General features: G+C 67.3%; 29 protein-coding genes and 1 tRNA gene. 16 read left to right on the forward strand and 14 right to left on the reverse strand.

Features of this window, described 5'->3' with window-relative positions:
- Positions 1 to 3: 3 nt before the first annotated feature.
- Genes AB0G04_RS09720 through AB0G04_RS09740 form a run of 5 tightly spaced genes read right to left on the reverse strand, consistent with a single transcriptional unit; the run spans position 4 to position 5363 of the window.
- Positions 4 to 1080 carry an ABC transporter ATP-binding protein gene (locus tag AB0G04_RS09720; protein ID WP_360979420.1) on the reverse strand — a complete coding sequence of 359 codons (1077 nt, stop codon included), beginning with the start codon at positions 1078 to 1080 and terminating at the stop codon, positions 4 to 6.
- Positions 1080 to 2147 (reverse strand): ATP-binding cassette domain-containing protein, encoded by a 1068-nt coding sequence (locus AB0G04_RS09725; protein WP_360979423.1) that lies wholly within the window; start codon positions 2145 to 2147, stop codon positions 1080 to 1082. The genes AB0G04_RS09720 and AB0G04_RS09725 overlap by 1 nt, the downstream gene beginning before the upstream one ends.
- Positions 2147 to 3061 (reverse strand): carbohydrate ABC transporter permease, encoded by a 915-nt coding sequence (locus tag AB0G04_RS09730; protein ID WP_360979426.1) that lies wholly within the window; start codon positions 3059 to 3061, stop codon positions 2147 to 2149. Before AB0G04_RS09730 ends, AB0G04_RS09725 begins: the two co-directional genes overlap by 1 nt.
- Complete coding sequence (locus tag AB0G04_RS09735; RefSeq protein WP_360979429.1) at positions 3061 to 3960, reverse strand: sugar ABC transporter permease; 900 nt, start codon at positions 3958 to 3960, stop codon at positions 3061 to 3063. The genes AB0G04_RS09730 and AB0G04_RS09735 overlap by 1 nt, the downstream gene beginning before the upstream one ends.
- A 47-nt stretch (positions 3961 to 4007) precedes the next feature.
- A complete protein-coding gene (locus tag AB0G04_RS09740; protein ID WP_360979432.1) occupies positions 4008 to 5363 on the reverse strand; it encodes an extracellular solute-binding protein in 1356 nt (451 codons plus the stop codon).
- 338 nt (positions 5364 to 5701) lie between these two features.
- Between AB0G04_RS09740 and AB0G04_RS09745 the strand changes: the two genes are divergently transcribed.
- The 5 genes from AB0G04_RS09745 (at position 5702) to AB0G04_RS09765 (ending at position 9527) form a co-directional block, all read left to right on the forward strand.
- On the forward strand, positions 5702 to 6445 hold the full coding sequence (locus AB0G04_RS09745) for a GntR family transcriptional regulator (protein ID WP_360979435.1): 744 nt from the start codon (positions 5702 to 5704) through the stop codon (positions 6443 to 6445).
- A gap of 87 nt (positions 6446 to 6532) precedes the next feature.
- Positions 6533 to 7102, forward strand: a complete 570-nt coding sequence (locus AB0G04_RS09750; RefSeq protein WP_360979438.1) for a DJ-1/PfpI family protein — start codon at positions 6533 to 6535, stop codon at positions 7100 to 7102.
- A 1-nt stretch (position 7103) separates the two neighbouring features.
- On the forward strand, positions 7104 to 7916 hold the full coding sequence (locus AB0G04_RS09755) for an alpha/beta hydrolase (protein ID WP_360979441.1): 813 nt from the start codon (positions 7104 to 7106) through the stop codon (positions 7914 to 7916).
- Positions 7917 to 8175: 259 nt separating this feature from the next.
- Positions 8176 to 9102 carry a dienelactone hydrolase family protein gene (locus AB0G04_RS09760; RefSeq protein WP_360979444.1) on the forward strand — a complete coding sequence of 309 codons (927 nt, stop codon included), beginning with the start codon at positions 8176 to 8178 and terminating at the stop codon, positions 9100 to 9102.
- Positions 9103 to 9110: 8 nt separating this feature from the next.
- Positions 9111 to 9527, forward strand: a complete 417-nt coding sequence (locus AB0G04_RS09765; RefSeq protein ID WP_360979447.1) for a nuclear transport factor 2 family protein — start codon at positions 9111 to 9113, stop codon at positions 9525 to 9527.
- Here AB0G04_RS09765 and AB0G04_RS09770 read toward each other — a convergent pair.
- Positions 9497 to 10366, reverse strand: coding sequence for a helix-turn-helix transcriptional regulator (locus AB0G04_RS09770; protein WP_360979450.1), 870 nt, complete (start codon positions 10364 to 10366; stop codon positions 9497 to 9499). The genes AB0G04_RS09765 and AB0G04_RS09770 overlap by 31 nt on opposite strands.
- A gap of 383 nt (positions 10367 to 10749) precedes the next feature.
- Between AB0G04_RS09770 and AB0G04_RS09775 the strand changes: the two genes are divergently transcribed.
- On the forward strand, positions 10750 to 11163 hold the full coding sequence (locus tag AB0G04_RS09775; protein ID WP_360979453.1) for a hypothetical protein: 414 nt from the start codon (positions 10750 to 10752) through the stop codon (positions 11161 to 11163).
- A 300-nt stretch (positions 11164 to 11463) separates the two neighbouring features.
- On the opposite strand, the gene AB0G04_RS09780 is transcribed toward AB0G04_RS09775, so the two are convergent.
- Positions 11464 to 12021 (reverse strand): hypothetical protein, encoded by a 558-nt coding sequence (locus AB0G04_RS09780; protein WP_360979456.1) that lies wholly within the window; start codon positions 12019 to 12021, stop codon positions 11464 to 11466.
- A gap of 376 nt (positions 12022 to 12397) precedes the next feature.
- Between AB0G04_RS09780 and AB0G04_RS09785 the strand changes: the two genes are divergently transcribed.
- The 3 genes from AB0G04_RS09785 (at position 12398) to AB0G04_RS09795 (ending at position 14616) form a co-directional block, all read left to right on the forward strand.
- On the forward strand, positions 12398 to 13030 hold the full coding sequence (locus tag AB0G04_RS09785; RefSeq protein WP_360979459.1) for a hypothetical protein: 633 nt from the start codon (positions 12398 to 12400) through the stop codon (positions 13028 to 13030).
- A 10-nt stretch (positions 13031 to 13040) separates the two neighbouring features.
- Positions 13041 to 13664: a hypothetical protein gene (locus AB0G04_RS09790; protein ID WP_360979462.1), complete on the forward strand. Its 624-nt coding sequence runs from the start codon at positions 13041 to 13043 to the stop codon at positions 13662 to 13664.
- 112 nt (positions 13665 to 13776) lie between these two features.
- Complete coding sequence (locus tag AB0G04_RS09795; RefSeq protein ID WP_360979465.1) at positions 13777 to 14616, forward strand: hypothetical protein; 840 nt, start codon at positions 13777 to 13779, stop codon at positions 14614 to 14616.
- Between the two features lie 572 nt (positions 14617 to 15188).
- On the opposite strand, the gene AB0G04_RS09800 is transcribed toward AB0G04_RS09795, so the two are convergent.
- From AB0G04_RS09800 to AB0G04_RS09810, 3 genes are all read right to left on the reverse strand, one after another.
- Complete coding sequence (locus tag AB0G04_RS09800; RefSeq protein WP_360979468.1) at positions 15189 to 15467, reverse strand: hypothetical protein; 279 nt, start codon at positions 15465 to 15467, stop codon at positions 15189 to 15191.
- A 126-nt stretch (positions 15468 to 15593) separates the two neighbouring features.
- Positions 15594 to 15678 (reverse strand) — tRNA-Leu (locus tag AB0G04_RS09805).
- 66 nt (positions 15679 to 15744) lie between these two features.
- Positions 15745 to 16404 carry a TetR/AcrR family transcriptional regulator gene (locus tag AB0G04_RS09810; RefSeq protein ID WP_360979471.1) on the reverse strand — a complete coding sequence of 220 codons (660 nt, stop codon included), beginning with the start codon at positions 16402 to 16404 and terminating at the stop codon, positions 15745 to 15747.
- Positions 16405 to 16497: 93 nt separating this feature from the next.
- On the opposite strand from AB0G04_RS09810, the gene AB0G04_RS09815 reads away from it, so the two are divergent.
- Positions 16498 to 17475 carry an NAD(P)-dependent alcohol dehydrogenase gene (locus AB0G04_RS09815; RefSeq protein ID WP_360979474.1) on the forward strand — a complete coding sequence of 326 codons (978 nt, stop codon included), beginning with the start codon at positions 16498 to 16500 and terminating at the stop codon, positions 17473 to 17475.
- A 136-nt stretch (positions 17476 to 17611) separates the two neighbouring features.
- Here the strand turns inward: AB0G04_RS09815 and AB0G04_RS09820 are convergent, their stop codons facing one another.
- On the reverse strand, positions 17612 to 18421 hold the full coding sequence (locus tag AB0G04_RS09820) for a TetR-like C-terminal domain-containing protein (protein ID WP_360979477.1): 810 nt from the start codon (positions 18419 to 18421) through the stop codon (positions 17612 to 17614).
- A gap of 57 nt (positions 18422 to 18478) precedes the next feature.
- Here AB0G04_RS09820 and AB0G04_RS09825 point away from each other — a divergent pair, with 57 nt between their 5' ends.
- A complete protein-coding gene (locus AB0G04_RS09825) occupies positions 18479 to 18886 on the forward strand; it encodes a RidA family protein (protein WP_360979480.1) in 408 nt (135 codons plus the stop codon).
- 470 nt (positions 18887 to 19356) lie between these two features.
- On the opposite strand, the gene AB0G04_RS09830 is transcribed toward AB0G04_RS09825, so the two are convergent.
- The gene (locus AB0G04_RS09830) at positions 19357 to 19908 is read right to left on the reverse strand and encodes a dihydrofolate reductase family protein (protein ID WP_360979483.1); all 552 of its coding nucleotides are present in this window, start codon (positions 19906 to 19908) and stop codon (positions 19357 to 19359) included.
- Positions 19909 to 20031: 123 nt separating this feature from the next.
- Between AB0G04_RS09830 and AB0G04_RS09835 the strand changes: the two genes are divergently transcribed.
- The 3 genes from AB0G04_RS09835 to AB0G04_RS09845 are packed head-to-tail and all read left to right on the forward strand — an operon-like array spanning position 20032 to position 21549.
- Entirely contained in the window at positions 20032 to 20418 is a 387-nt protein-coding gene (locus tag AB0G04_RS09835; protein ID WP_360979486.1) for a VOC family protein, read from the forward strand.
- Positions 20415 to 20882 (forward strand): GNAT family N-acetyltransferase, encoded by a 468-nt coding sequence (locus tag AB0G04_RS09840; protein WP_360979489.1) that lies wholly within the window; start codon positions 20415 to 20417, stop codon positions 20880 to 20882. Before AB0G04_RS09835 ends, AB0G04_RS09840 begins: the two co-directional genes overlap by 4 nt.
- Positions 20883 to 20910: 28 nt before the next feature.
- Positions 20911 to 21549: a DUF4241 domain-containing protein gene (locus AB0G04_RS09845; RefSeq protein WP_360979492.1), complete on the forward strand. Its 639-nt coding sequence runs from the start codon at positions 20911 to 20913 to the stop codon at positions 21547 to 21549.
- Positions 21550 to 21737: 188 nt separating this feature from the next.
- Here the strand turns inward: AB0G04_RS09845 and AB0G04_RS09850 are convergent, their stop codons facing one another.
- Positions 21738 to 22151 carry a DUF4440 domain-containing protein gene (locus tag AB0G04_RS09850; protein WP_360979495.1) on the reverse strand — a complete coding sequence of 138 codons (414 nt, stop codon included), beginning with the start codon at positions 22149 to 22151 and terminating at the stop codon, positions 21738 to 21740.
- A gap of 147 nt (positions 22152 to 22298) precedes the next feature.
- Here AB0G04_RS09850 and AB0G04_RS09855 point away from each other — a divergent pair, with 147 nt between their 5' ends.
- On the forward strand, positions 22299 to 22595 hold the full coding sequence (locus tag AB0G04_RS09855) for a helix-turn-helix domain-containing protein (RefSeq protein WP_360980747.1): 297 nt from the start codon (positions 22299 to 22301) through the stop codon (positions 22593 to 22595).
- 37 nt (positions 22596 to 22632) lie between these two features.
- Here the strand turns inward: AB0G04_RS09855 and AB0G04_RS09860 are convergent, their stop codons facing one another.
- A complete protein-coding gene (locus AB0G04_RS09860; protein ID WP_360979498.1) occupies positions 22633 to 23274 on the reverse strand; it encodes an HIT family protein in 642 nt (213 codons plus the stop codon).
- On the opposite strand from AB0G04_RS09860, the gene AB0G04_RS09865 reads away from it, so the two are divergent.
- On the forward strand, positions 23230 to 25890 hold the full coding sequence (locus AB0G04_RS09865; protein WP_360979501.1) for an Hsp70 family protein: 2661 nt from the start codon (positions 23230 to 23232) through the stop codon (positions 25888 to 25890). The genes AB0G04_RS09860 and AB0G04_RS09865 overlap by 45 nt on opposite strands.
- Positions 25891 to 25935 lie beyond the last annotated feature (45 nt).

Here is a 25935-nt window from a genome sequence, read left to right on the forward strand (position 1 = left end):
TCCTTACCGGGTGGCCGAGGACAGCGACTGCCCGGTGCTCGCGTCGAACAGGTGGGCACGATCCAGGTCGACGGTGACGAGCAGCCGCTCGCCCGGTGTGCCGTTGATCGTGGGTCGTGCCTTTACCTTGAGGATCTCCGTCCCCACCCGGACGTCGACCACCGTTCGGTCACCGAGCGGCTCGAGCCCGTAGATCTCCCCGGGCAACGACGCGTCGCCCCGCTGCTCGACGGACAGGTCCTCCGAGCGCAGCCCCAGCAGCAGCGGACGGCCGTTCCCGGCCGTGGTCCAGCCGGGCCGCGGCAGCGACCAGCCCTCCGCACCGATCAGACGGTCTCCTTCGGCGCGGCAGGCGAGCAGGCTGATCGGCGGGCTCCCGACGAATGTGGCGACCCACCGGTTGGCCGGCCGCTCGTACACCTCGGCCGGTGTCCCGACCTGCTGCACCCGCCCCTCCTTGAGGATGGCGACCTGGTCGGCCATGGACAGCGCTTCGACCTGGTCGTTGGTCACGTAGACGAAGGTGGCTCCGAGGCTGCGGTGGATGCGGGTTAGCTCGGTACGCATCTCGACGCGCAGCTTGAGATCGAGGTTGGTCAGGGGCTCGTCCATGAGAAACGCGCGCGGGCTGCGGACCAGCGCCCGGGCCAGGGCGACCCGTTGCATCTCACCACCCGACAACTGCGCGGGACGGCGCTGCAGCAGGCGCTCGATGTGCAGCAGGCCCGCCACCCGGTCGACGGCCGCGGCGATCTCGTCCGAGGAGCGCCTGCGTGCTCGCAACGGCGAAGCGATGTTCTCGTACACCGTCTGCCGCGGATAGAGAGCATAGTTCTGGAAGACCATGGCCAGGTCGCGGTCGCCCGGGGCGTCACCGGTCGCGTCCCGGCCGTCCAGATGCACCGATCCGGCGTCCAGCTTCTCCAGGCCGGCGATCGCTCGCAACGTCGTCGTCTTGCCCGCCCCGGACGGCCCGAGCACGACGAAGAACGAGCCGTCCGGCACGTCCAGCGTCACCCCGTCCAGGGCCTGAACCTTGCCGAAGGACTTGCTCAGCCCCTGTGCTGCCACGGTTCCCATCAGGCCACCAGCTCTTCCGTACGCACGTCGTAGACGGCGGGGGCAGCGCCGGTGTGCCGCAGGCCGACCCGGGTGTCGGTGGCGAAACGGACCGTCGGAGCCATCCGGACCCGGACGTCGCCCTGACCGCCGTGGTCGACCACGTAGATGATCTCGTCGCCCAGCCACTCCGCCGAGACCACGCGGGCCGGGATCGAACGGTCCGCACCGGGTGGCGTGACCTCCAGCGCCTCCGGCCGGACACCGGCGACCAGGCCCCGGTCGCGCGGCAGGCCCGGCGGGGGCGTGAGGTCAAGTCCGCCCCTGCTGCGCAGCTTCCCGCCGGCCACCTCGACGTCCATGAGGTTCATCGGCGGGGAGCCGATGAAGGCTGCGCAGAAGAGGCTCGCCGGACGGTCGTAGACCTCCAGCGGCGTGCCGATCTGCTCGACGCGGCCCTTGTTGAGGATGGCGATCCGGTGACCGAGTGACATCGCCTCGACCTGGTCGTGGGTGACGTAGACCATCGTCGTCCCCAGTTGGCCCTGCAGGTGCTTGATCTCCGTGCGCATGTCCGCCCTCAACTCGGCGTCCAGGTTGGTGAGAGGCTCGTCCATGAGGAAGGCGCGCGGTCGCCGCACCAGGGCGCGAGCAAGCGCGACGCGCTGCTGCTCACCGCCGGACAGCCGGCTCGGCCGCCGATCCAGCAGCGGGCCGAGCCGCATCAGCCGCGCCGCCTCGTCGACCCGTTCGCGTACCTCGGCCTTGGGAAGTCCCTCGGCGCGCAGCGGGAACGCCAGGTTGTCCCGGGTTCGCAGATGGGGGTAGAGAGCGTAGAACTGGAACACCATGGCGATGTCGCGCTCGGCCGGTGGCAGGTCGTTGACCAGCGTGGCACCGATGCGGATGTCGCCACTGGTCTGCCTCTCCAGGCCGGCTATGGCCCGCAGCGTGGTCGTCTTGCCGCAACCCGACGGGCCGAGCATCACGAAGAGCTCACCGTCGCCGATGGACAGGTCCACCCGCTCCACCGCGACCGTCCCGTCCGGGTAGCGCTTGTGCAGCGCTGTCACCTCGATGCCGGCCATCAGCGACGCACCGCCCCGAGCGTCACACCGGCGACGAGATGCCTGCGCACCAGGTAGGCGAAGATGAGCACCGGCAGGGCGAAAACCACGGAGGAGGCGGCCACCAGACCCCAGTCCACGGTGGTGCCGCCGATGAGCCCGGCGATGGCCGGTGGGGCGGTCCGGACACTGTCGCTGGAGGTGAGGAAGACGGCGAACACGAACTCGTTCCACGAGAAGATGAGGGCGAACACCGCCGTCGCGGCGATGCCGGGCACGAGCAGGGGCAGCGTGAACTTCCGGAACGCCTGCAGGCGGGTGTAGCCGTCGAGCATGGCGGCGTCCTCGTACTCCGCTGGCACCTCATCGACGAATCCCTTCACCATCCAGATCGTGAACGGCAGGTTGAAGGCGGTGTAGATGAGGATCAGGCCGAGCGGGGTGTCGATGAGCCCGACCACGCGGTACATCAGGAAGATCGGGATCACGACCACCACGGGCGGCATGAAGCGGGTGGACAGGATGAAGAACAGCTGGTCCTTCTTGGCCTTCAGGGTGAACCGTGAGTAGGCCCAGGCCGCCGGGACGCCCAGCAGCGTGGCCATCACGGTGGAGGCGCCGGCGACCAGGAGGGAGTTGAGAAAGGCGACGGACAGGTCCGATCGGCCGCCGCCGGGGGCGACGAAGACGTCCCGGTAATGGGCCAGGGTGACCTGGAAATCGAAGAATTTGGCCGGTACGGCGTAGACGTCGCGATTCTCCTTGATGGACGTCTCGATCATCCACAGCACCGGGAAGAGCATCACGACGGCCAGCACGGTCAGCAGCGCGATCTCGAGCACCGAACGGCCCCGTCCCCTGCCGACGCCACGCGCGGGTGGCGTGCGATCCCGGACAGGACTTGCGGGCACGGCCTCGTTCACGGAGACGGCCATCAGTCCTCCTTGAGCTTGTTCAGGTAGCGCAGGTAGAGCTGCGTGAGGACGATGACGATGACGACCATGAGAATTCCGTACGCCGAGGCGGTTCCGGTGTTGAAGCCCAGGAACGCGACCTTGTAGACGTGGAACGACAACGTCTCGGTGGAAACCCCCGGCCCTCCGCTGGTCAGGATGTAGACGAGGTCGAACAGCCGGAAGGCCTCGATGGCCCGGAACAGCACGGCGATGAGCAGCAGCGGCCACACCAGCGGAAGCGTGATGGTGCGGAACCGGAACCACTCGGACGCCCGGTCGATCGAGGCGGCCTCGTACAGGTACTTGGGCACCGCGGTCAGGCCGGCCAGGGCGATGAGCATGATGAAAGGCGTCCATTGCCAGGTGTCCACCACGATCAGGGAGACCAGCGCCGTGCGCTGCCGGGTGAGCCACTCCACCTGTTCCAGGCCGAGCGAGCCGAGCATGCTGTTGACCACGCCGAACTGCGCGTCGAGCATGAATCGCCAGAACAGGCCGACCACGACCGGCGACAGCATCATCGGGATCAGGAACAGCGTGGTCAGCAGGCCCCGCCCGTGCGTACGCCGTGAGATCAGGTAGGCGATGGTGAAACCGAGCACGGTCTGCAGGACGACCGCACCGACCACGTAGATCAACGTCGTCACGGCCCTGAGATGGACCTGCGCCGAGGTCAGGACCGCGGTGTAGTTCTCGAACCAGACGAAGGTGCCGGACCCTGCGCGAGTGGCCGAGTAGTCGGTGAAGGACAGGAACAACGCCCACAGCAGCGGGAACACCGACATGGCGAGCAACAGCAGCAACGCCGGGGCGATGAAGGCTACGGCGAGCTTGCGGTCGCTCAACCGGCGGGACCGGCCCCGGGCCGGCGGCGTCACGGACGCCACCTGCCCGGGACGGTCGGTCGTCAGAGGAACGGCGTCACTCACAGCCCGCCGCCGCCCTTTTTGCCGCTGGAGTCGAGTACGGCCTGCTGTTCCCTGGCAATGTCGTTGAGCGCGTCGCTCGGCTTCTTCGCGCCGTTGAGAGCCGCGTTGACGCTGGTGTTCTCGATGTCGACCAGCCGCGCGTACTGGGGCACGTTCCACATGTCCCGCATCCGCGGAACCGAGTCGGCGTACACCTTGTTGAACGGGCCGGCGTTGAGGAACTCGGGTGACTGGATGGCGTCCGTCCGCGAGGGCACGCCGCCCGCCGCGGCCCACTTCTTCTGGACGTCAGCCTGCTCGAACCACTTCATGAAGTTCAGGGCCTCGGCCTGGTTCGCCGCCGGCGAGTAGGCCGACACGTGCATTCCCATGCCGCCGAGAGGCACCAGGTCCGTCTTCTGCTTCGGCAGGGTGGCGAAGCCGAGCTTGTCGAGGATCTCCTCCTTCGACTTGCCGAGCGTCGACTGCTTCGGGTCGAGCAGGCCGCCGCTCGCGGCGATCCAGTTGAACGCGATGCAGGCCTTGCCCTGCGCGACCGCCGCGTTCACCTCGTCGATGAACCAGTTGCCGGAGCCCTTGGCGGTCAGTGGCTTCATCCTGTTGACCAGTACGTCCATCGCCTCCTGGCCGGCGGCGTCGTTGAGGACACCCTCGATCTTCTTCGCCTTGGCGTCCCACAGATTGCCGCCGTAGACGCCGTTGACCGTGTTGTAGGTGACGGCCGCGGCGTCGGAGCCGTTGGCCTGGTGGAAAGCCAGACCGCTGACGCCCGGGTTGTCCGTCTGACACTTCTGGGCCGCTGAGATCATCTCGTCCCAGGTCTGCGGCGGCTGGTCGCCGATCAGGTCCTTGCGGTAGATCATCGTCCAGGTGTCGCCGAGCAGCGGCAGCCCGTACAGGCTGGCGTTCTCGTCGCGCTGACCGGTCTCCGCCTGGGGGAACTGGCCGTAGGCGGCCAGCAGGTACGGGTCGTAGGCGTCGACGTCGATGTTGTTCTTGACGAAGTCCGTGAGGTCGAGGATGTTGCCGTTCGTCACCGCCTCGCCGATGTGCTGCGAGTCCAGGATCGCGATGTCGAAATCGGTCTTCCGCGCGGCGAACTGGGTGAACATGGCGTCGTGCCAGTTCGCGTTCGGCACGGTGTTGACCTTGATGGTCGCGTTCGGGCGTACCTTCTTGTACTCCTCGTTCGCGAACTTCTCCAGCGCCTGGGCGGGGGGCCACTCGAACCAGATGAAGCTGAGGGTCAGCGGGTCGGTGGTGAGCTCCGGGATGGTCGCCGGTGCCTTGGGCGCGCTCACCTGCCTGGCCCCGTCGCCGGTGTCGCTGCAAGCCGTCACGGTGGTGCCCATCAGCAGCATGGCTGCCGCTACCAAATATGCTTTTCGAGCAGGTCGTCCTATTCGCCGTGGGGATCGCATTCTGTTGCCTGCTTTCTGGGGGTGATGACTTCTCTAACCTCGCCAGGTGCTTCGTTGCGTTTCGCAGGTGCTGGATCGGGGAGGCATGGTGACGCGCTTCGCGGGTGTCGCCCCGAGGCCGGTGACACGAGTGCGCCTCGATGTACTGGGTTGCGGGATGACGAGCGTCCGCTACTTTTCCTATACGATCCGGCCGAGGGCGTCAGAATGCCGGAGCGGTGTGACTGATGTCAACGGGGTCGAAGACGCAGGAAGGACCTCATGTCGCGATGGATGACGAAGCGATGACCTCGCTGGACCGAAACGGCGTGGCCGGTCCGGTGCCGCCGGGCCGGTCTCGCGGCCGGCTGGCCGACGAGGTCTACGACACCCTGCTCGGCCAGCTGATGTCGCTACGGATCGAGCCCGGCTCCCGCGTCACGATCGACGCCCTGGCGCGTGAGCTGGGGGTCTCGCAGACGCCGATCCGGGACGCTCTCAACCGCATGGAGGCCGAGGGCCTGGTCGTGCGGGTGCCGCACGCCGGCTACCGCATTCCCCCGCAGATCACCAGGCACCGCTTCGAGGACATGCTCGAGGTCCGGCTGCTTCTCGAGCCAGCGGCAGCGCGCCGATCAGCGGAGCAGGCGTCACTTGAGCAGGTGAACGGCTTGCGGCGAATGCTGGTCGAGATGGAGGAGCTGGAGGGCGGTGCCGGGCCCACGGCTTATGGCGCCTTCGGTCTGCGCGATGCCGCTTTCCACGATCTTGTCGCGCTGAGCGCGGGAAACGAGGTCATCCGGGAGGCGCTCGCTCGCCTGCACAGCCACGTGCATCTTTTCCGGCTGCACCGCGACGCCCAGGTCACCCACCTGGCCATGGCCGAGCACGAGCAGATCGTGGCCGCGATCGCGGCGCGGGACCCCGACGCCGCCGCCTACGCGATGCGCCGGCACATCCTGCGCTCCGGCGAGCGTTTCCGGCGGATCTTCGACGAGGTCGGGGACGTGGGTGTGATGGCGGCAGAGGCTTGACGGGCGAGTTCCCCCCGGGAATGCTGATCCGATCGAATCGGATCCGATCGGATCCGCCGAGCCGCCCCCGGATGCGAGGAGAAGCGGGTGCCCAGAGCACTGCTCCTGACCGGCGACGCCGCCGAAGAGCTCGACACCATGTATCCCTACTATCGCGTGCAGGAGGCCGGTTGGGACGTCGACGTCTCGTCGCGGACGTTGCGTGACGTGCAACTGGTCATCCACGAGTTCGACCCCAATTCCGACGCCTACGTGGAGAAGAACGGCCGGAAACTGCCGGTCGACGTGCCGTGGGCCGAGGTCGACGTCGAGCGTTACCACGCCTTGATCATTCCCGGAGGCCGCGCCCCCGAGTGGATCCGCGTCGACGCCGACGTCCGGCGTATCACCGAGCACTTCTTCGCACGCAACTTGCCCATCGCGCTGGTGTGCCACGGCGCGCAGGTGCCGGCGGTCTACGGTTTGCTGAAGGGCCGCAAGACCGCGTGCTTCCCGCCCATCACCGGCGACATGGAAAATGCGGGCGCGACGGTCATCGACGCTCCCGACGTCGTGGACGGCAACCTCGTCTCCTGCCGGGGCTGGCCCGACATGCCGCAGTTCGGCCGGGCGATGATGGACGTGTTCTCGAAGTCCGTCAACGCCGCATCGGCGTGAGGTGACGGAACTTCGGACCGTCACCGTCGGCGGCTCGCCCGTCCACGTCCTGGACAGCCGCGACGGCCCCGCGGTGCTGATGCTGCACGGCTCCGGACCCGGCACGACCGGGTCCGGAGCCTGGGCCGCGACGGCGGAGGCGCTGGGCCCGTCCTGGCGTTGGATCGCGCCTGACCAGGCGGGATTCGGTGGCACCCCAGTGCCGCCGGGTTCCCGGGGCGGCCTCAAGCTGTGGACCGGGCAGACCGCGGGCCTCATGGATGCTCTGGGCATCGAGCAGTACGCGGTGATAGGGCACTCCATGGGCGGCGCGGTGGCACTGGCACTGGCAGCCGCACGGCCCCGGCAGGTCACCCGGGTCGTCGCCGTCTCGACGATGGGCACCCCCGGCGCGCCACTGTCCGCCGACCTCGACGCGATCTGGGCCGCCCCCGCCGACCGGCACGGGGCGCGGGCCATGCTGAGCCGCCTGTTCTTCACCCCGGCGCTGGTGACCGACGCGGCCGTCGACGCGCGTGCGGCCGCGATGCGAGAGGGGGCAGCCGCCTACGCGTCGTTGTTCCCCCCGCCCCGGGCACGGTGGGCCGACGACCTGACCGTTCCGGCGCCGGAACTGGCCGCCATCCGCGCTCCCGTACTGCTCGTCCACGGCGCAGAGGACCGGGTCACCCCGCTCACGACGGCCGCCCTGCCCCTTCTCCGCCACCTGCTCGACGTACGCCTGCACGTCCTCGGCCGCTGCGGTCACGTGCCGGCGGCCGAGCATCCCCACGAGTTCCGGAAACTCCTGTCGGGCTTCCTCAGTCGGGACTGATGTCCCGATATCAGGCACCGATACCCGCCGGGTCTGGTCAGTGCCGCACGTGTCGCTCCGCCGGCCGATCCCCGTTTCTCAGGCACGGGCCAACACCATGGCGGCGCCGGAGAGAACCGCGCGCCAGCGTGTAGCCGTCAAACGGCATTCCCGTCACCGCGATTCCCATGACGGGACGGTGCGCGGACCGCACCGGGAGCGGGCGAGGTCCGCAAGATTCGACCTCCCCGGCGGGCGGCGAGGCGCCAACGCTGGACGGGTGACCCAAACAGATGTTCCAGGTGTAGATGTTCAGGTCCACGACACGGTCATCGTCTCGGACGGCGTGCCGCTCGCGGCGCGGATCCACCGGCGCGCGGACGCGGGCGCCGGGCCGCAGCCGGGCGTGGTGGTGGCCGGCTCGTGGTTGACGGTCAAGGAGCAGATGCCCGACCTCTACGCGGCACGCTTCGCCGAGCAGGGCTGGACCGCGGTGACGTTCGACTTCGCCGGCTTCGGGGCCAGCCGCGCCGAGCCCGCTCAGACCGAGCTGCCGTACCGCAAGATGGGTGATCTCGCCGCAGTGGTCCGCGCCCTGCGCGGGTCCTCCTGGATCGACGCCGACCGGCTCGGCGTGGTGGGCGTGTGCGCCGGTGCCCAATTCGTGTTGGGCGCCGTCGCTGCCGGGCTGCCGGTGCGCGCCTTCGCCGCGGTCGCGGGCTGGTTCCACGACCTGGAGACGGTGGCGCCCTTCTACGGCGGAGCCGAGGGTGTGGCGCAGCGGCTCGCCACGGCGCGCCACGCCGCCCGCACCTACTCGGAGACCGGCCGGCTGCTGACCGTGCCGGCGTACGCGGCGGGGGATCCCGATGCCGCGATGAGTCTGGAGATGGACTACTACGCGAACCCGGAGCGGGGCGCGGTGCCCGAATGGCGTAACGAGATGTCGGTGCTGACGTGGCATCCCTGGCTGACCTTCAACGCCTTCGCCCACCTGCCGGCCGTGACGACGCCGACGCTGCTGGTGCACAGCGACGACGCGGTGTTGCCGGACAACGTCCGACGGGTCGCGGCCGGTCTGGGGCGGCACGCCACCACGATGTGGGCCGAAGGTGCGCAGACCGACTTCTACGATCAGCCTGACCAGGTCGATGCGGCGGTCGCCGCAGTGGTGGACCACTTCACCGCCGCGGGGCGGTCGTCATGAAGGCCGCGGTGACCGCCACGGTCGTCGACTTCTTCCGGGCCGTCGACGTGCGGGACTGGGACACCGTCCGCGCACTGCTGGCCGACGAGGTCACCCTTGACTACGTTTCGCTGTTCGGCGGTGAGGCGGAGATTGTTCCTGCCGACGAGGTGGTCCAGCGGTGGCGTGCCCTGCTGCCCGGCTTCGACGCCACGCAGCACCTCCTGGGCCTGCTGGCGGAGTCCGGTCCAGTGGTCCGCGGCAACGTGCGCGGCTACCACCTGCTGAACGGCGAGGAATGGATGGTCGCCGGCTGGTACGACCTGACCCTCACCGCCGTAGGTACGCCGCGCATCGCCGGCATCGCGCTCACCGTGGCCTACGAGACCGGCAGCCGCGAGCTGCTCGGCCGGGCTCAGGAGCGCGCCGCGGCAGCCCCGCGGTAAAGCCCGGCCTCCGCGCGGTACGTGGCCGGTCCCGCACCGGCGTGCGATCGGAAGACACGCCGGAAGTGGCTGAGGTTGGCGAACCCCACGGCGTCCGCCACCTCGGCCACGGTCATCGCCGTGGTCGTGACCAGCCGGCGAGCGGCGTCCATGCGCCGCGCGGTCACCCACGCGTACGGTGGCTCACCCATGGTCGCCTTGAAAGCACGCGCGAAATGGTACGGCGACAGGTGCACCTCAGCGGCCAGCCGGTCGAGCGTCAGAGAGCCGTTCAGTTCGGCGGAGACGAGATCGGTCACCCGGACGACCTGGGCCCGGGAGAGCCGCGTGTGCCCGGGAACGGAGGCCAGCCGCTGCCCGCCGTACTCGGTGAGAAGGTGCCGGACCAGCAGATGCGCCAGACCGCTGGCGGCGGTCTCGCTCACGTACGCCGACGCGACATGGGCCCGGCGCAGGATGCCGGCGAGTCCGACGACCACCGGATCGGTGCCCCCGACCACCGCCCGTTCGACGGGCCAGCCGCCGGCCCGGCCGCGCCCGCCCACCGAGGCGAGCAGCTCCGTCGTGGGATAGATCTCCAGCGCGTCGGTCGGTTCCCGGACCTCCGACCAGACGATCGGCTCGTTGCCGGAGCAGATGACCGAGCCTCCGGCGTACGTTGCCCTGCTGCACCGCGATCCCGATCGCACCCGCACGTCACGGTGCCCGCTGAACGCCACACCTACCTGGTGGGATCCGGTCATCGTCTCGTTGCGGTGCGGTGGCAGCCAGGCCCAGGCCGAGACGAGTCCCGGCCATTGCAGCCGACTACCACGCGGGGTGGGCATCACGTCTCTCACCTGGCCTCACTCCTGGAGGTGTCGCGCCGGTGCCCGGCGGTGGACCAGGCCGCAGTGGAGCCATCGATCTCGAGGCGCCTCCGTGATTCCACGCGCTCAGACTAGGCCGCGTCTCCGTGCCCCCAGTGCGTCGCGGTGGTCAGCAGACGGTGGCGGTGCCGCAAGCTGGTCGGTTTGACGGCAACGGGCTCCTGGACAGCGGGGCGGACCCCGGCGGTGTCATGCACGTCCAACAGCACCGATCACCGGGAAGCGGTGCCGGGGGACCGGCGCACCAGTCTCGGCCCGGTCCGGGTGCGGATGCCCGCGAGGACCGGGTGATCTGCCCTGACCGTACTCACGAGGCGTTGGTAAGTGACGAGGACTTCACCGCGGTACAGGAGATGACCGCCCGCGCGATGCCTGAGGACGGGCAGCAGCGGCGGTACGCGCTGACCGGCCTTTTGATCTGTGGGGGTGCGGATGTCCGGGCATTGGGTGAACGGCCGGGCGGGTATCGCTGCCGTCATGGGCACACCAGTGCCCGTCCCTCTTGCGAGGGCGCGCCGCGCTGGGTGTACCGGTCCGCAGCCCGTCTCGTGCAGGATCTGATTGCGGCGAACCCGGAACTGGCCGGTCTGGTGGATGCCGGCGATGTCGCGGCGTATCTGAAGGCGCGGGACTTGGTGGTCGTCTGCGGTCACGGCACTCTGGTGGTCGAGGACGCCGTCGGCGAACCGGCGGCGTATCCCGTCAGCGAGGCCGAGCAGGCGGGCGGAATCCCAAGAGGAAATCGGTGCCGACCGAGTCACCGGTAGGGGAGGACGGCGCATCCGGCCCAGCGCCGACAGCGTCGGACGAGCGAAGAACGGCGAAGCGATCGCCATCGCCGAATAGCAGGGACTTCAAGAAAGGGCAGGAAGCACAAAACCCCATTCGATCTTGCGGCGGGCGCATTGATCGATATGGGGTTTAACGTGTCCGAGGCCCAACACGCCGGGTACGCACACCATCATTGTGGCCGAAAATTTGATTTTCGCAGGATGAGGACGAGTCGCCTCCGACGCTGTTCAATGCCTATGGTCGGCAATGCGTCGCCTCCAGTGCAGACGCACCAATCAGTCCGCTGGAAGCGCCGCACGAACATTGTCAATCAGCACTTCCCTCTCCGCTGCCTTTAGACGTTTTCCGGAAAGGAGCCTGTCAAGAGCGATGCGCGGAGGTAGCGACCTGAGATTCGCGTACGGGTCGACGGGTTCATCACTCCAAGAATGGCTGCCCGCGCTTATGACGAGATGATGATTTCCGCCCAAGTCCGATTTGGCGTGCAAGAAGGCCGAGTCCACTTCTTTCGCTGGTAATCCCAGCTCGATGATCCGACGCTTTATCTGGAGGGAGAAAATCTTTTTTCCCTCATCCCGAATCACATCAGTAAAAACTCGGGCTGGATCGGCGCGAAATTCGGATTCTAGTAATCCCGGCTTGAGTAACCACTCAAGCCGGCGTGTGCCCTCGAACGCGTATTTTACGGTCGCGTCTCTGGCAGATACGAGCTCTTCTTGCCCATTCTCCCATCTCACCAGAACCGCAGCCCTTGGGCCACGACGCCTGACCACGGCGCCCTGACGGAGAGCCTCACCTGGTGCCCGCGATACGGCAACTTCACGACTCGTCACGGACCAACCTTATGCACGCACTGCCTTCTGCGGAAGCCCTCAGATTAAAATGATGCCCTTGAATCTGGATTGCGCTGGTCAAGATACTGATCAACTACAGTTGAGATCAACATGTACTGATCTTGCTAACAGTCTTCCCCAGCGTCGCACATTCGCCAATAATCTGCTTTGGACCTCCACCGCCCAGCTGAGTCGGCGGATCGGGTCGAACTGACTCGGGGAGACCGCTTGCAGGAAGGTGGATATGCCTGCCCACCAGCAGACACCCGACAGCCAGGGCATCGGAGAACGGCTCGGAGCCTTACATCGGGCTAGTGAAGGCTGCATTGATCAGTCGGTTGTCCGACATCCAGCCGAGTTGGGAAGAATCCTGCAGTTGGATGCCGACATCGGATCTTGGGAAGCGTTCCTAAGGGGTCGCCCGGAGCATGAAGTGCTTGTTAAGGCACGCCGAGAACTGGGCTTTACAGTGTATTCCGCGTCTTCGGGACTGTACCTTCAGGCGTTTGCAAATCTGCGGGTCTTTTTGGAACTTAGCTTTGCGGCCATCGCGTTCTCGGTGGACGACCTTCGCCGACGCCAATGGATGGCAGATGAAGCGTCGTTCTCCTTCACCAAGAAAGTTGTCGAGGATGACGGATTCTTTTCTGCGACCTACTTGAAGGCATACCGCCCTGCCGCCATAAAGGAAGCGGCGGAGTTCCGCGAAATGGCCCGCGCCACATACCACCATTGCTCGCAGTTCGTTCATGGAAAGCTTCCCGTCACAGAGAGGCTACCCCCAACTCTCACCTTCTCTGATGATGCGTTGGTAGATTGGGCTAGGACCGCCAGGGATGCCGCGCGATGTGTAATTTTTATTCTATACTGCCGCTACGCGGATGAGTTCCTTCCCATTGATGACGGACGACTGGCGGAAACGCTATCCCACGCATTAGGCCATCTCCCGTCGGTTCGGCGAATGCTGGGTCTTCCCCTTCTGAGGAGGGACCACGATGCATTCTCCTGACCTCCGCCTCATGACCGAAGACATTGAGCCGGAGAAGGTTCTGGAATACCTGGTTAGGACGCCAGTTGATGCCGATTTGCTGAGTTCACTAAAGAGCCGAACGCCGGTCTTGCTTCGAGGCAGCAGGGGAAGCGGGAAGTCGCTCTTGCTTCGCTCAGCGCAGCAGGAGATGCTTGAACAGATTGCTGTCGCAAGGGTGTTGCCCGCGTACGCTTCTTTTGGAAGAACCTCGCTGGTAAGGGTCAGTGGGCCTGAGCAGTTTTTGCCATGGATGATCTCGGCGCTGGCCAATAGCGTTGTACGCGCTGCACATGATCAAGGTTTGTCGATTCCTCGAACTGCGGCATTGAATGCAATCGGAGCCGCTCCGCAACCTGGAGGTCGACCGTCTCGTCTTGAACGTGTCCAGGCTATTTTGGAGAACGCCTGGAGAAAACCTAAAGACGCATTGCTCGATATTGAGGTACCCGACGCGGGGGTACTCGTAGAGGCAGCCCGGGATCTTTGCCGCGACACCGGAATACGGCGTATAATACTGCTCATCGACGAGGCGGCTCAGGCCTTCGTGCCGGCGCAGCAGCGGCAGTTCTTTACTCTCATGAGAGAACTTCGCAGCCCATATCTTTTCAGTTAAAGCCGCTGTTTACCCTGGTGCCACGAGCTTCGGCTATTCGTTCCAGCCTGGCCATGACGCTCAAATCGTCAGCGTCGACCGTGAGGTAAGCGAGAAGAACTACATAAAATCAATGAGAGAAATAGTTTCCCGACAAGACGAAGAATTAGCTAAAGATCTGAGCGCCCGCGGCGAATTGCTCGACGTTCTCGCCCTGGCTGCTACAGGAAACCCCCGAGTTTTCCTTACTACACTTTCGGATTCCATGCCGCTCAACCAACAAAACTGCGAGCGCGTCCTTAAAAAATACTACAGCCAAGATATCTGGCATCAGCACAATAACCTGGCTGAGCAGTATCCTGGTCATCGGCCCCTAATCGAGTGGGGCTCCAGCTTCATGCACGATTACGTTTTTCCTGCACTTAAGAGAGGGCATTACAGAGACGATAAGCACGGGGGTTTGCGAGACATCTGGATCCATCGCGATGCCCCACAGCCCGTCCAAGAAGCAATGCAGTTCCTATGCTATAGCGGTGTTTTACAGGAGGGATCTCGGGCCGTTAAACGACATGGCGCTCTCGGTACAAGATATGTCGTCAATCTTGGCTGTCAATTTACGCAGGCAGCCAACATTGTGAAGTACGCCAGCGGCGTGCGAAACGATCTGAGTGGCCGAGATGTCATTGAGTTCGGACGTGACCACGACTCGTATGACACCCTCGATTTCCAGACGGATGCAGCGGTCGCGGACGGTAACGCCGTTCTCGACGCACGTCTCCGAGCGCCCACCTCAGTGCTTCCGTTGAGCAAATTTCAGCGGTCTGTAATTGAAGGTCTGAAGTTTAAGACAGTCGGCGACGTACTGAAGGCCGAAGAGTCGGTATTCAAAAGGGCAAAAGGAGTAGCTGACGTCCGAGCGAGGCAGATTCACAATGCCGCCCAGCAGGCGGTCATGGAATATCTGTCCGGATGAAGCGAACTGCCAGCATCACGATCGCCTGACCAGACCCTCAGCGACGCGGTTAGCGAGCAATTTTCTCAACGCCGCCGCTCTCCGCTAAAACCCGTCTTCGAGATAACGACCGTTTCCACTGTCGGGAGCTGAATCACGGCAATTTCAATGCTACCTCCACTCGCTGACGCCCAACACCATGCCCAGGCCGCCAGCTTCACGGCAACGAGACGGCCAAGGAGCTCAGCCGAACCATCGCGGGCTATGGCAGTAACATCAAACGCTACCGGGCCGCCACGCACGCTCGACGTCGGTAGCCACCGGCTATAGCGCATTGCTCGCACGGCCGAAGGGTCCGGTGAAGCCGCGTGGGCGATCGTCGTTCTGCGGACGCCGGATGATCGCAACCTCAACCACGGACGCCTCTACTACCGCTGCACCGCAAGCCGCGACTTCGTCCGCCAACAGCAGATCAGCCACCCACCGCTGCTGTACCTGTGCGAGGGCCAGATCACCGACCCGATTGACCGGTTCCTTCGGGACGAGCTCACCGGCTCTGCCCTGACGGACAACCTGCGCCGAGTGGCTGACGTTCAGCACCGCGCCGCACTCGCCGCCACCAGCAGCGAAGACGACACCGTCGGCATCCGCCTAACGATCACGGATGCCGAGCCAAGATCAATCGCTACCGGGCGGAGCTCGACGCCGGCAGCGACCTGACACTCTTCGCCGGATGGATCACCGAGACAACCGCAATCAAGAAGGCCGTCAAAGTCAGGCCCGACCTCACCGATGTACCTTCCCAGCGAATGACCGAAGACCAACTCGACGCCATCGCCGCAGCTTTCATCGACCTTCTCAGGCTGTTCCAAGGGGCATATCCCCGCGAACAAACCGAACTGCACAGCCGCATCGGCCTGCGGATCACCTACCGGCCAGGCCAGGAGACACTGAAGGCCGAGGTCGTCTCTGACGACTTCGGCCGTGTGTATAACGTGTGTCCGAGGGGGGACTTGAACCCCCACGCCCGATAAAGGGCACTAGCACCTCAAGCTAGCGCGTCTGCCATTCCGCCACCCGGACCTGCCTGCATAAACTAACAAACCCTGAACGGCGGCGTTCATGGTGGGTACGGGCTGCGGCCGGAGGTTACGCGGCCGGCTCAGTGTCGCGGAGGCGTTCGAGGCCGTCGAGGATCAGGTTGAGGCCGAAGGTTATGTCGGGGTCGCCCGGGTGGTCGCCCTCGGCCACCTGCCGGGTCAGCTCGGCCATGTGCGGGTATTCGCCGCCGGCCAACAGGTGCTGGTGGGCCGAGGCTGTCTCCGCGTAGTCGGCGGGGGCTACCGGGAACGTGAGGGTGCGCAGCGTGTAGCCGTACACGAAGCTGTCCATGGTGTTCCAGGCGTAGTCGGCGAGCTTCCAAGAGAATCCGGCGCCGCGGAGAATGCCCAGGGTGAAGTCGATGTAGCGCAGCATCGCCGGGCCGGTGTTGGTGCGTGACATCAGCAGCGGTGGCGCCCATGGGTGGCGGGTCAGGACCCGGTAGGCGGCTTCGCCGCGGTGCCGCATCGCGGACTTCCAGTTGCCGGGGTCCGCGGACGGCAGGTCGATCTCGTCGATGACCATGTCGATGATGCCGTCGAGGACGGCGTCCTTGTTGGCCACGTGCCGGTAGAGCGACATGGCCTCGACGCCCAGCTCACGGCCGAGATGCCGCATCGTCAGCGAGTCGGTGCCGCCCGAGTCGGCCAGGGCCAGGGCGGCCTGGAGGACGCGCCGCGTGCTGAGCGGCGCTCGTGAACTTGGCATGTATTCGGCTCTCCGATGGGTTGCGGTCCGCTCGACCATACCCCACTCTTGTTTACGACGTAAGCTTACGTCGTAAGCAGGAGGTGAGTGGCAGTGAAGGCTCTGATTCAGATCGGATACGGATCGCCGGGGAAGCTGGCGTTGCAGGAGGTCCCGCAGCCCGTGCCGCGCGGGGGTGACTTGCTCGTCCGGGTGCATGCGGCGGGGCTCAACGCCGCTGACCGGTTCCTTCTCCGGGGTGAGCCGTTGGCCGTCCGTGCGCTGGCGGGTGGACTGCGAAGACCGCGGTCCCGGTTCGTCGTCGGGCGGGCGCTTGCCGGGCGGGTGGAAGCCGTCGGCGACGACGTGCGGGGTTTCTCCGTCGGCGACGAGGTGCTGGCCGAGGTGGTCGGCGCGGTTGGTGAGCTGGCCGTCGTTCCCGCCCGGCTGGCGGCGCAGAAGCCGGTGGGGCTGAGCTTCGTCGAGGCGGCGGCCCTCCCGATCGCGGGGACCACCGCACTTCAAGGCGTCCGCGACATCGAACGCGGTCAGCGGGTTCTGATCACCGGAGCATCCGGTGGTGTCGGGTCGTTCGCCGTGCAACTGGCGGTGGCCAGGGGCGCCGTCGTGACGGCGGTCTGCGCCGGGCGCAACGTGGCGATGATGCGATCCCTCGGGGCTGAGCGGGTCATCGACTACGAGCGGACCAGCGGTGCCGAGGTCGGTGCGCTGTGGGGCAAGTACGACGTCATCCTCGACCTGGCCGGCAACTATCCGGTCAAAGCCCTCCGCGGAGCTCTCGCGCCAGGTGGCACGTTGCTGCTGTCAGTCGGTACGGGCGGGCGCTGGCTCGGGCCGGCCCGGCGCATCCTCAGCGCCATGATCACTGGGCGTCGACAGGTGCGCACGGTTACCGGGCGCCCTGATGCGGCCGACTTGAGCGAGCTGGCGGGGATGGTTGCCACCGGGCGGATCCGTCCTGCGATCGACGACATCTACTCCTTCCGTGAAGCGGCAGCGGCACTCGACCGGATCGACCGCGGGCCCGTCGCGGGCAAGATCATCATCGAGCTGGTCGGATCGTCTGCTTGAGAAGCAACCTGGTCGGACTGCTGGATTTAAAAGGCGATCTGGCTGGATCGTCGGCTTGAGTGGCCCGGCCGCTCTCCAGCTGGGGCGCGTTCGCGGCGGCGGCGGTTGTGCAGACCGTTCTAATTCCGGTCTGTGATCAGACCGGCTCTGCCGTTCCTCGGATCGCGGTCCAGCCTTCGGTGACCGAGCGACGGCAGGCCTCCGGGCTGTCGCCGCAGCTGACGAAAAGGGCGGTGAGGATGGGGACGCCATGATCCAGCGCCTCGCGGGGGAGGGGTCCGGTCGCTACCAGCGAAACCAGGCCGTGGCCGATCGCCCATGTCTGCGTAGCCAGTGACAGCGCGTCGACGTCGTCGCGGAACCGGCCTGCCGCCTTGGCCCGTTCCGCGGTGCGGACCAGGCTGTGCAGGGCCTCGTCGGCGGCCGCCGGGTCCTCGAGAGCGAAGCCCGCCGTCGTGGGCTTTCCGGGCGTGATGCCGGCGGTCGCGGGATTTTCGAGGGCGATGCTGGCGGCTGCAGGGTTGTCGGAGGCGATGTCGACGGTTGCGGGTTCCTCGCGGGCGACGTCGGGGGTCGCGGGGTTCACGGGGGTGAAACCGGCGGAATCGGCGTCATCGAGGGTGTCGCCGGGATCGAACATGACGCGGTACAGGTCGGGGTTCGCGAGGGCGTTCGCGAGGTAGGCGGCGCCGAGTGCGGCCAGGTCCCGCACCGGGTCCGCCGACGGTGCGACCTGGTTCAGAACCGCGGCCAAACGGGTGAATCCCTCCTGGCGCATCGCTCGCCACAGGCCGTCCATGCCGCCGAAGTAGGTGTAGACGGCCATCGTGGACACGCCCGTGCCGGCGACCAGCGTGCGCAAGGTGATGGGTTCGCGGACGCGGAGCATGTGGGCGGCGCGTTCGATGAGGAGGGTACGGATGGCGGGATCCTTCAGTCTGACCACGCCACCACATTACATAACGGTGCTATGTTATGAGTCCGATGGACCGAAGGAGAAGCCGTGGCTGTAGAACTGATCAACCCGGATGGACTGCCGAAGCCCGAGGTTTACCGGCAGATGTCGATCGCGACCGGATCTCGGCTGGTGTTCCTCGCCGGGCAGGTGGCACGGGACGCCGATGGCAACCCCGTCGGTGCCGGTGACCTGGCTGCTCAGGTGGAGCAGTCCTACCTCAACATCGCCACCGCTCTGGCCGCGGCCGGTGGGTCGTTCGACGACGTGGCGAAACTGACCGTCTACGTCGTCGACTGGTCGCCCGAAAAGATGCCGCTGCTTGGTGAGGGCGTCGGGCGGGCCGCCGCGAAGCTCGGCATCGACCCGGTCAAGCCGATCACGCTGCTCGGTGTCGCGGCGCTCGGTGAACCAGACCTGCTCGTCGAGGTCGAGGCCACCGCCGTGCTGAACTGACCCCATCGCGATGCGGGATTTTCCGCCGAGGGTGGAGAGATATGCGGAAGTGCCGCCTGTGGGTCACTCGTTCATGCGGGACGCCTACCCGCCTTGCGTTAAGGCGAACTGCATAAGGGCATCGTCCTCCGGCTGGGCGAGGCGTGCCAAGGCCGCGTCGCTTCTCACGAGAGGAAGCGGCACGAAGACGTCTTCGTGCGGATTGCGGCGGCTGTCCGCGAGCCGCCAGCCACCAGCGGGCCGGCGGGCCGGCCGGTCAGCCCCCGGTCCGGTCGTCGGGCGGCCGGTTAGCCCTCGGTCCGGTGGCCGGCCGGTCAGCCCCCGATCCGCCAGCGGGCCGGCCGGTCAGCCCCCGGTCCGGTGGCCGGCCGGCCGGTCAGCCCCCGATCCGATGGTCAGCCCGCTGGCCCGCCGGCCCGCCGGCCCGTCAGTTGAGGGCTGCGGATTGAGGCCGGACCGGGCGGCCGGAGTCAGGCGACGGTGTATCGGAGGCGGAGTACGCCACCCGGCCACGTTTCGGATTCCTTCAGGCGCAGGGCGAGCGGGGCGCCGCCGGCGGCCAGCAGGGGCGTGCCGGAACCCAGGGCGATCGGGGCGACGAACAGCTCCAGCTCGTCGACCTCGCCGGCGGCCATCAGGGTTCGCATCACCGACACGCTGCCCCACAGGATTGTCCTGGTGTCGGTGGGGCGCTTGGCCCGGAGGTGGGCCACCGCGTCCGGCGCCACCCGCGGTGCGGGGTGGGCGCCCCATGACACTGCGGACAGTGTGGTGGAGCAGACCGTCTTGGGCAGGGCGTTGACCTGGTGGGCCATCGGCTCGTCGGCGGCCGGCCAGAACGCGGCGAAGGCTTCGTAGGTGCGCCTGCCCAGCAGTACCTCGTCGATGTCCTTCAGCAGGGCCGTGTTGTGGGCCTCCGACGCCGAGAAGTCGCTGACCGCGGCGAACACGTCGGCTTCGCCGTTGGTGCCGGCCAGGAAGCCGTCCACGGAGATCCACTGCTGGGCCAGAACGGTGCTCATGCCATCACCTCAATGCGCATCGACATACGGGAAGAGGGCCCCGGAAACGGGCCAAAGTCTGACGATAGACGCGTTCCCGTCGGGCGGCATCCGGAGCGGCTGGAGAACTGGAATGATTCGGACGTGACCGCCTACATCTCGCACACCACCGTGGACGCTGCCGATCCTTTTACCCAGTCTCGCTGGTGGCAGACGGTTCTCGACTACACCGAGGACCCGGACGATCCCAATGAGCCGGGCCATGAGGAGTGCCTCATCTCCTCGCGGGACGGCCGGCATCACATCCTCTTCATCGAGGTGCCCGACTCCAAGCAGGTCAAGAACCGCATCCACTTCGACCTGCGGCCCGCCGACGGCACCCGCGACAGCGAGCTTGCCCGGCTGCTCTCGCTCGGCGCCACCGAGGTCACCGATCTGCGTAAACCGGACGGCGCCGGCTGGGTGGTCCTGGCCGACCCGGAGGGCAACGAGTTCTGCATCCTGCGCAGCGAGGCCGAACTCGGGCGGTGACCATCCTGATCCGGGCGTTCCAGGACGCCGACGCCGAAGCGGTCGCCGGGCTCGTCGCGCTCTGCCTGCGTGCCGTCAACAGCCGGGACTACCCGCCGGAGATCATCGAGCGGATGTGTGCCCACTTCGTACCCGCACGATTTGTGGAACTCGCCGCGCAGCGGCAGATTTTCGTTGCGGAACGTGACGATGCGGTGGCCGGCACGGTCTCCCGGGACGGCAACAAGGTGTTCACGATGTTCGTGCATCCGCGGCACCACGGCCACGGGATCGGGCGGCAGCTGATGCGGCACATCGAAGCGCTGGCCGCGGCCGACGGGTTCGACGACATGGAGACCGGTGCCAGCATCACCGCGCACGACTTCTACCACCGGCTCGGCTACGTCGACGTGCGGACCAGCGAAACCGAGTTCGGAATCAACCACGTCCTTCGCCGGCCACTGGCTCCCGGCGTGACACCATGATCTCCTGTCGCCGAGGGCTGGAGGTCGTGTGCCGTATTCGCCTGATCTGACCGCGATGCTTACCCCGGGCGCGCGGTTCGAGTCCGACGGCATCGCGTACGCCATCGAGCGACTCCCGGTCGGGACTGTCACCGTCCCGACCGGCGAGATCACTGCCTGTGACCCGCTCACCTACTCCGACGGCGCCGAGCCGTTCACCGTGCCGATTGCGCCGGGTGCCTATCCACTCATCGCGTGGGTAGCCTTGATCAGTCAGGACGGCAGCGCGCCGCAACAGCGTACGGCCGCGTTGCAGTTGACCGTGAATGATCAGCCGGCGGTGCGCTGGGAGATGGCCCTCAACCCGGGCCAGGACATCAGCGTGCTGGACTCGGGAACCGGCTACTACGGCTATCCGGTCGACGCCGGTGTCGGCACCATCGCCGACGTCGCGGCGGTCACCGCGGTCGCCGCCTGGGACTACGACGACATCGAGGACGCGTTCATCCCGGCGCAGATCCCGCCCGGCCCGGCGCCGATCGAGGCGATCACCGACGACGTCACCGGCGCGAACGTGATCATCGTCAGCTCGGGGTGGGGCGACGGGGTGTACCCGACCTTCGTCGGCTACGCCGCCGACGGCACCATCTGCGGCTTCGTCACCGATTTCCTCGTCGTTCCGGACTGATGCGGTACGCCGGATGCGCGCCGTTCCCGGACGGCCGCCGCCACGGCTCCGGCGGAAATGTCCGCGAGCGGTACCTGCGCGGTGGTCATCCGGTGGCCACACTGAACGAGTTGTCGATCACGTGAAGCCAGCTGCGCGGTGGCCACGCTGAACGGGGTGTCGATCACGTGACGCCAGCTGCGCGGTGGTCATGCGGTGGCTACCCCGAACGGGTTGTCGATCACGTAACGCCAGCTGCCGTCGGCGCCGCGGCGGGCCACATCGGTCGCCGTGCCGTCGATGTGCACCGGTGCTCCGTCCGGGCCGGTGCCCTCGATCGTCCAGTCGACGATCAGCAGCGCGATGTCGCCGGCCGTGTAGACGTGCCTCGGCCGTACCGTGATCGGCAGGCCGAGGGCCAGGAACCGCTCGTTGGCCGCCGCCCGATCCGGGCCGGTCACCGGAGCGCCCGGTCGTGGCACCAGGATCGCGGCGTCCTCGTACATCCGTTCGACCGCGGCCGGATCGCCGCTGTTGAACGCTTCGGCGAAGGCCGCCGGATGCGTGGCGACATCCGTGGGCCGGGACATGATGGGTCGGTGAAGACCGGATCGCTCGTTCATACCGACAGCCAATCGGACGCCGGCGTGGCTAACCAAACGGTGAGTACATCGCAGGTCAGTGAGCTACCAGCACCGGGCGGGTCGTGGGATGACGAGCTGGTGCCCGACGCCGCCGGTCGCACGGATCAGCCGGAACCGGACTGCCCGGTGGAGGTGGCGCTGGCGGCGATCAGCGGACGGTGGACCACGCTCGTGCTGCGCGAACTGATGGGTGGCCCGCTGTCGTTCAGCGCTCTCGGGGCCGCGCTGCCGCAGCTCAGCGACAAGGTCCTCGATGAGCGGCTGCGCCGGCTGCGCGGGCAGGGACTGGTCGAGCGGCGGGTCACCACGGGCTTTCCCAGCCGGGTCGTCCATGCGCTGACCCCTGCGGGGATACGGCTACGGCCGCTGCTCATCGAGCTGTACCGGACCGGGCAGCGACTACAGGCCGGGCGTGCCGGCTGACTGGCGGCTTCAGGGTTCCGTGCCGGCCGACCGGCGGCTACCGGCCGGGCGTGCCGGCTGACCGGAAGTGGTCGCGCAGGCGGTCGGCATGGAAGCGCCGCTCCTCGGCGGGCGCGAGATCCTCCTGCGGTCTCGTCAGGTAGAGGTCGTCGCCGGCGTACCGGGGGAAGACGTGCACGTGATAGTGCCAGACGTCCTGGTTACCGGCGGGCTCGTTGTGCTGGCGGACCGAGGTGCCGTCACAGCCGTACGTCTGCCGGATCGCGACCGCCAACTGCTGGACCAGATCGTGGACCGCGTGGCCGTACCGTGCCGGAAGCTCGTAGATGTTCTCGTGATGAGCGTTCGGAATCACGAGCACGTGCCCGTGGTTGCGTGGCCACCAGCGGGGTGAGACGAATGCGGTCGCGAGCTCGTCTCGGCGTACGACATCGTGCGCTCTGTTGATGCCCCGCGGATCGGGGTGGCCCGCGGCCAGGGCGCAGAACGGGCATAGGTAATCGTCAGGTTTGTGACTGTACACAGCGCCCGACCGTAGCCGAATAGTGCATTTCCGCCACCGGGGAATGGCGGGGGCAGCTCTTACCGACCCGGAGGATTCGTCAGCGTGCGATGAACCCCTAAGGTCATTGGCGTGACAGCACAGTACGGCCTGGGCATCGATCTCGGGACCACGCACACGGCAGCGGCCGTGCTGACCGGTGGGCGGGTCGAATCGGTACGCCTCGGCACGCGGCGCATGGAGATCCCGTCGACGGTGTTCGCAGCCGACGACGGTGTGATCCTGGTGGGCGAGGCCGCCGAGCGGCGCGGCCAGGACGAGCCGGGCCGGCTGGCCCGGGAGTTCAAGCGGCGCATGGGTGACCCGGTGCCGATCATCGCCGGTGGGGTGCCGTTCTCGGCGCAGGCGCTCACCGCCAAGCTGCTGCGGCACGTGCTCGACACGGTCACCCGGCAGCAGGGCGCGCCGCCGGCCGATGTGGCGCTGACCTATCCGGCGCACTGGGGCCAGTTCAAACGCGAACGGCTCGACGAGGCGATCCGGCTGGCGGACATCGGGCCGGTCCGCCTGCTCACCGAGCCCGAGGCGGTGGCCCGCCGGCACGCCCGCGCGCGGCGCATCGAGCCCGGGCAGACCGTCGTCGTCTACGACCTGGGCGGCGGGACCTTCGACGTGGCGGTGCTGCGCCGTGAGGGTGACGGGTTCGAACTGCTCGGCATTCCGGAAGGCGTCGACCAGCTCGGTGGCGCCGACTTCGACGCGGCCGTCTTCGCGCACATGCTCGCGGCCATCGACGGCGGCGTGGACCAGAGCGACCCGGAGACGGTGCCGGCGCTGGCCCGGCTGCGCCGCGACTGTGTGGAGGCCAAGGAGTCGCTGTCGTTCGACACCGAGGTGACCGTGCCGGTCGCGGTGCCGGGACGGTATGCGCGGGTGAAGCTGAGCCGCGCCGAGTTCGAGGCGATGATCGCGCCGTCGGTGCAGGACACCGTGGAGGCCACCCGGCGTGCGCTGCGATCGGCGGGCGTGTCGGCGGGGGAGCTGACCGCAGTGCTCATGGCGGGCGGGTCGTCGCGTATCCCGATGATCGCCCGGGTGCTGGGGGAACAGTTCGGTGGCCGGGTCGGCGCCGACTCGCATCCGGAACACAGCGTGGCCATCGGTGCCGCGTGGAGCACCGGGCTGTCGGTCGCGCCGGTGACCACCGCGGCGCGGGCCAAGGTGGTGGCGGGTGGTGCCGGTGGGGTCAAGGCCGCCGATGACGTACGGACCGTCAAAGCGGCGGCGGGTGCCGCGCCGGTCTCGCCGGCCCCGGCCGCGGGAAACGGCAGACCGCGCGAAGAGGCCGGTAGCGACTCGACGGCGGCCGCGGCACCCGACTTCACCGCGACAGCCGCGGCGGCTCCGGAGTTCACCGCGACGGGAGCAGCCACGGGAGCCGCTGCTGGTGGACCAGGTGCGGAAGCGGCCCCGGGCGGAGCGGCCTCGACCGTTCCGCACGGTGGTGGCACTCCGGCGGGTATCGCTCCGGCCGCGGCGGGCTGGGGTCTGCAGCCGGTGGTCCGGCACGACGAGTTCACCGATCTGAAGACGCCGGCCGACCCGTGGGCCATGGCGGAGGCAGCCGAGGCCGCCGCAGCGGACGCCGAGGCGGCCGCCGCGACGACGACGCACATCCCCACACCACGTGTACCCGAGGAGGCCGCGCCCGACGCGAGCACTCACTTCCTTCCCGGCGCGTCGTACCCGTCGGTGCCGCCCCTGCCCGCCCCGGCCGCGCGGCGCCGCCGGGGAATCATCGTGGCCGCCGGTACCGCCGTTTTCGTGCTCGCCGCCGCGAGTGGGGTGGCGTTGTCCCACCTGTTCGACCCGGAGGACAAGAAGGACGTGGTCGCCGCCCCGAGCACGGGTCCGAGCGCCTCCGCGCCGGCCGGTCCGTCGGCCACACCGCCTACCGAGACCATGCTGATCCGGGTGGACACCGGCGAGTTCCAGCAGGAGGACTGGGCACCGAAGATCCAGCAGTTCAACCCCAACGTCAAAGGCCCGAGCGACCTGCCCGGCACCGAGCCGGGAGACACCCTTCCCCGCTGGTCGAAGGACCGGACACAGATCGCGGTGACGAAGCGGAACAACAAGGACGACTACGCCATCTATGTGATGAAGGCGGACGGCACCGAGCGCCGTGAGGTGGTCGGCGGCGTGACGCCCGGGCGGGCCGCCTGGAACACCGACGGCACCAAACTCGCCTTCGTGAAGAAGGACGACGACGGGGTCAACCAGATCTTCATCGCCACGATCGACAGCGACGAGGCACCCGAACAGCTCACCAAGTCGAAGAATGGCAAGGACGATCCGGTCTGGTCCACCGACGGCTCTGCGATCATCTACTTCGCCGTGGTCAACGGTGTCAGCTCCATCTACCGGCTGGACATCGCGAGTCGCGTCGAGCCCGGCCGCGCGATCACAAAGCCCAGCGACGGCAACGCCGTCGATCCGGCGATCTCGCCGGACGGCACGCACGTGCTGTACGTCCGGAAACCCTACGACCACGACGATCCCAACTCCGACATCTGGATTATTCCCGCGGCGGGTGGCGAAGCCGTGCAGCTCACTGAGGATCCGGCTCGCGAGGTCGACCCCAGCTGGGCGCCGGACAGCCATTGGTTCGCGTTCGCCCGGGGCACCTGGGATCTTCCGAAGATCGTGGTCATGCGCAAGGACCTCGGCGTGGAGTCCGAACAGGTGCTGACCACCGGGGACGCCCGCGAGGGGCATCCCTGCTGGACCTGAGAACAACCGGCCGGCAGGCCCCGCACCCTGCCGGCCGGATGCGTC

Origin of the sequence: Actinoplanes sp. NPDC023801 (genome assembly GCF_040639655.1) — a bacterium.
In the GTDB taxonomy this organism is placed as follows: domain Bacteria; phylum Actinomycetota; class Actinomycetes; order Mycobacteriales; family Micromonosporaceae; genus Actinoplanes.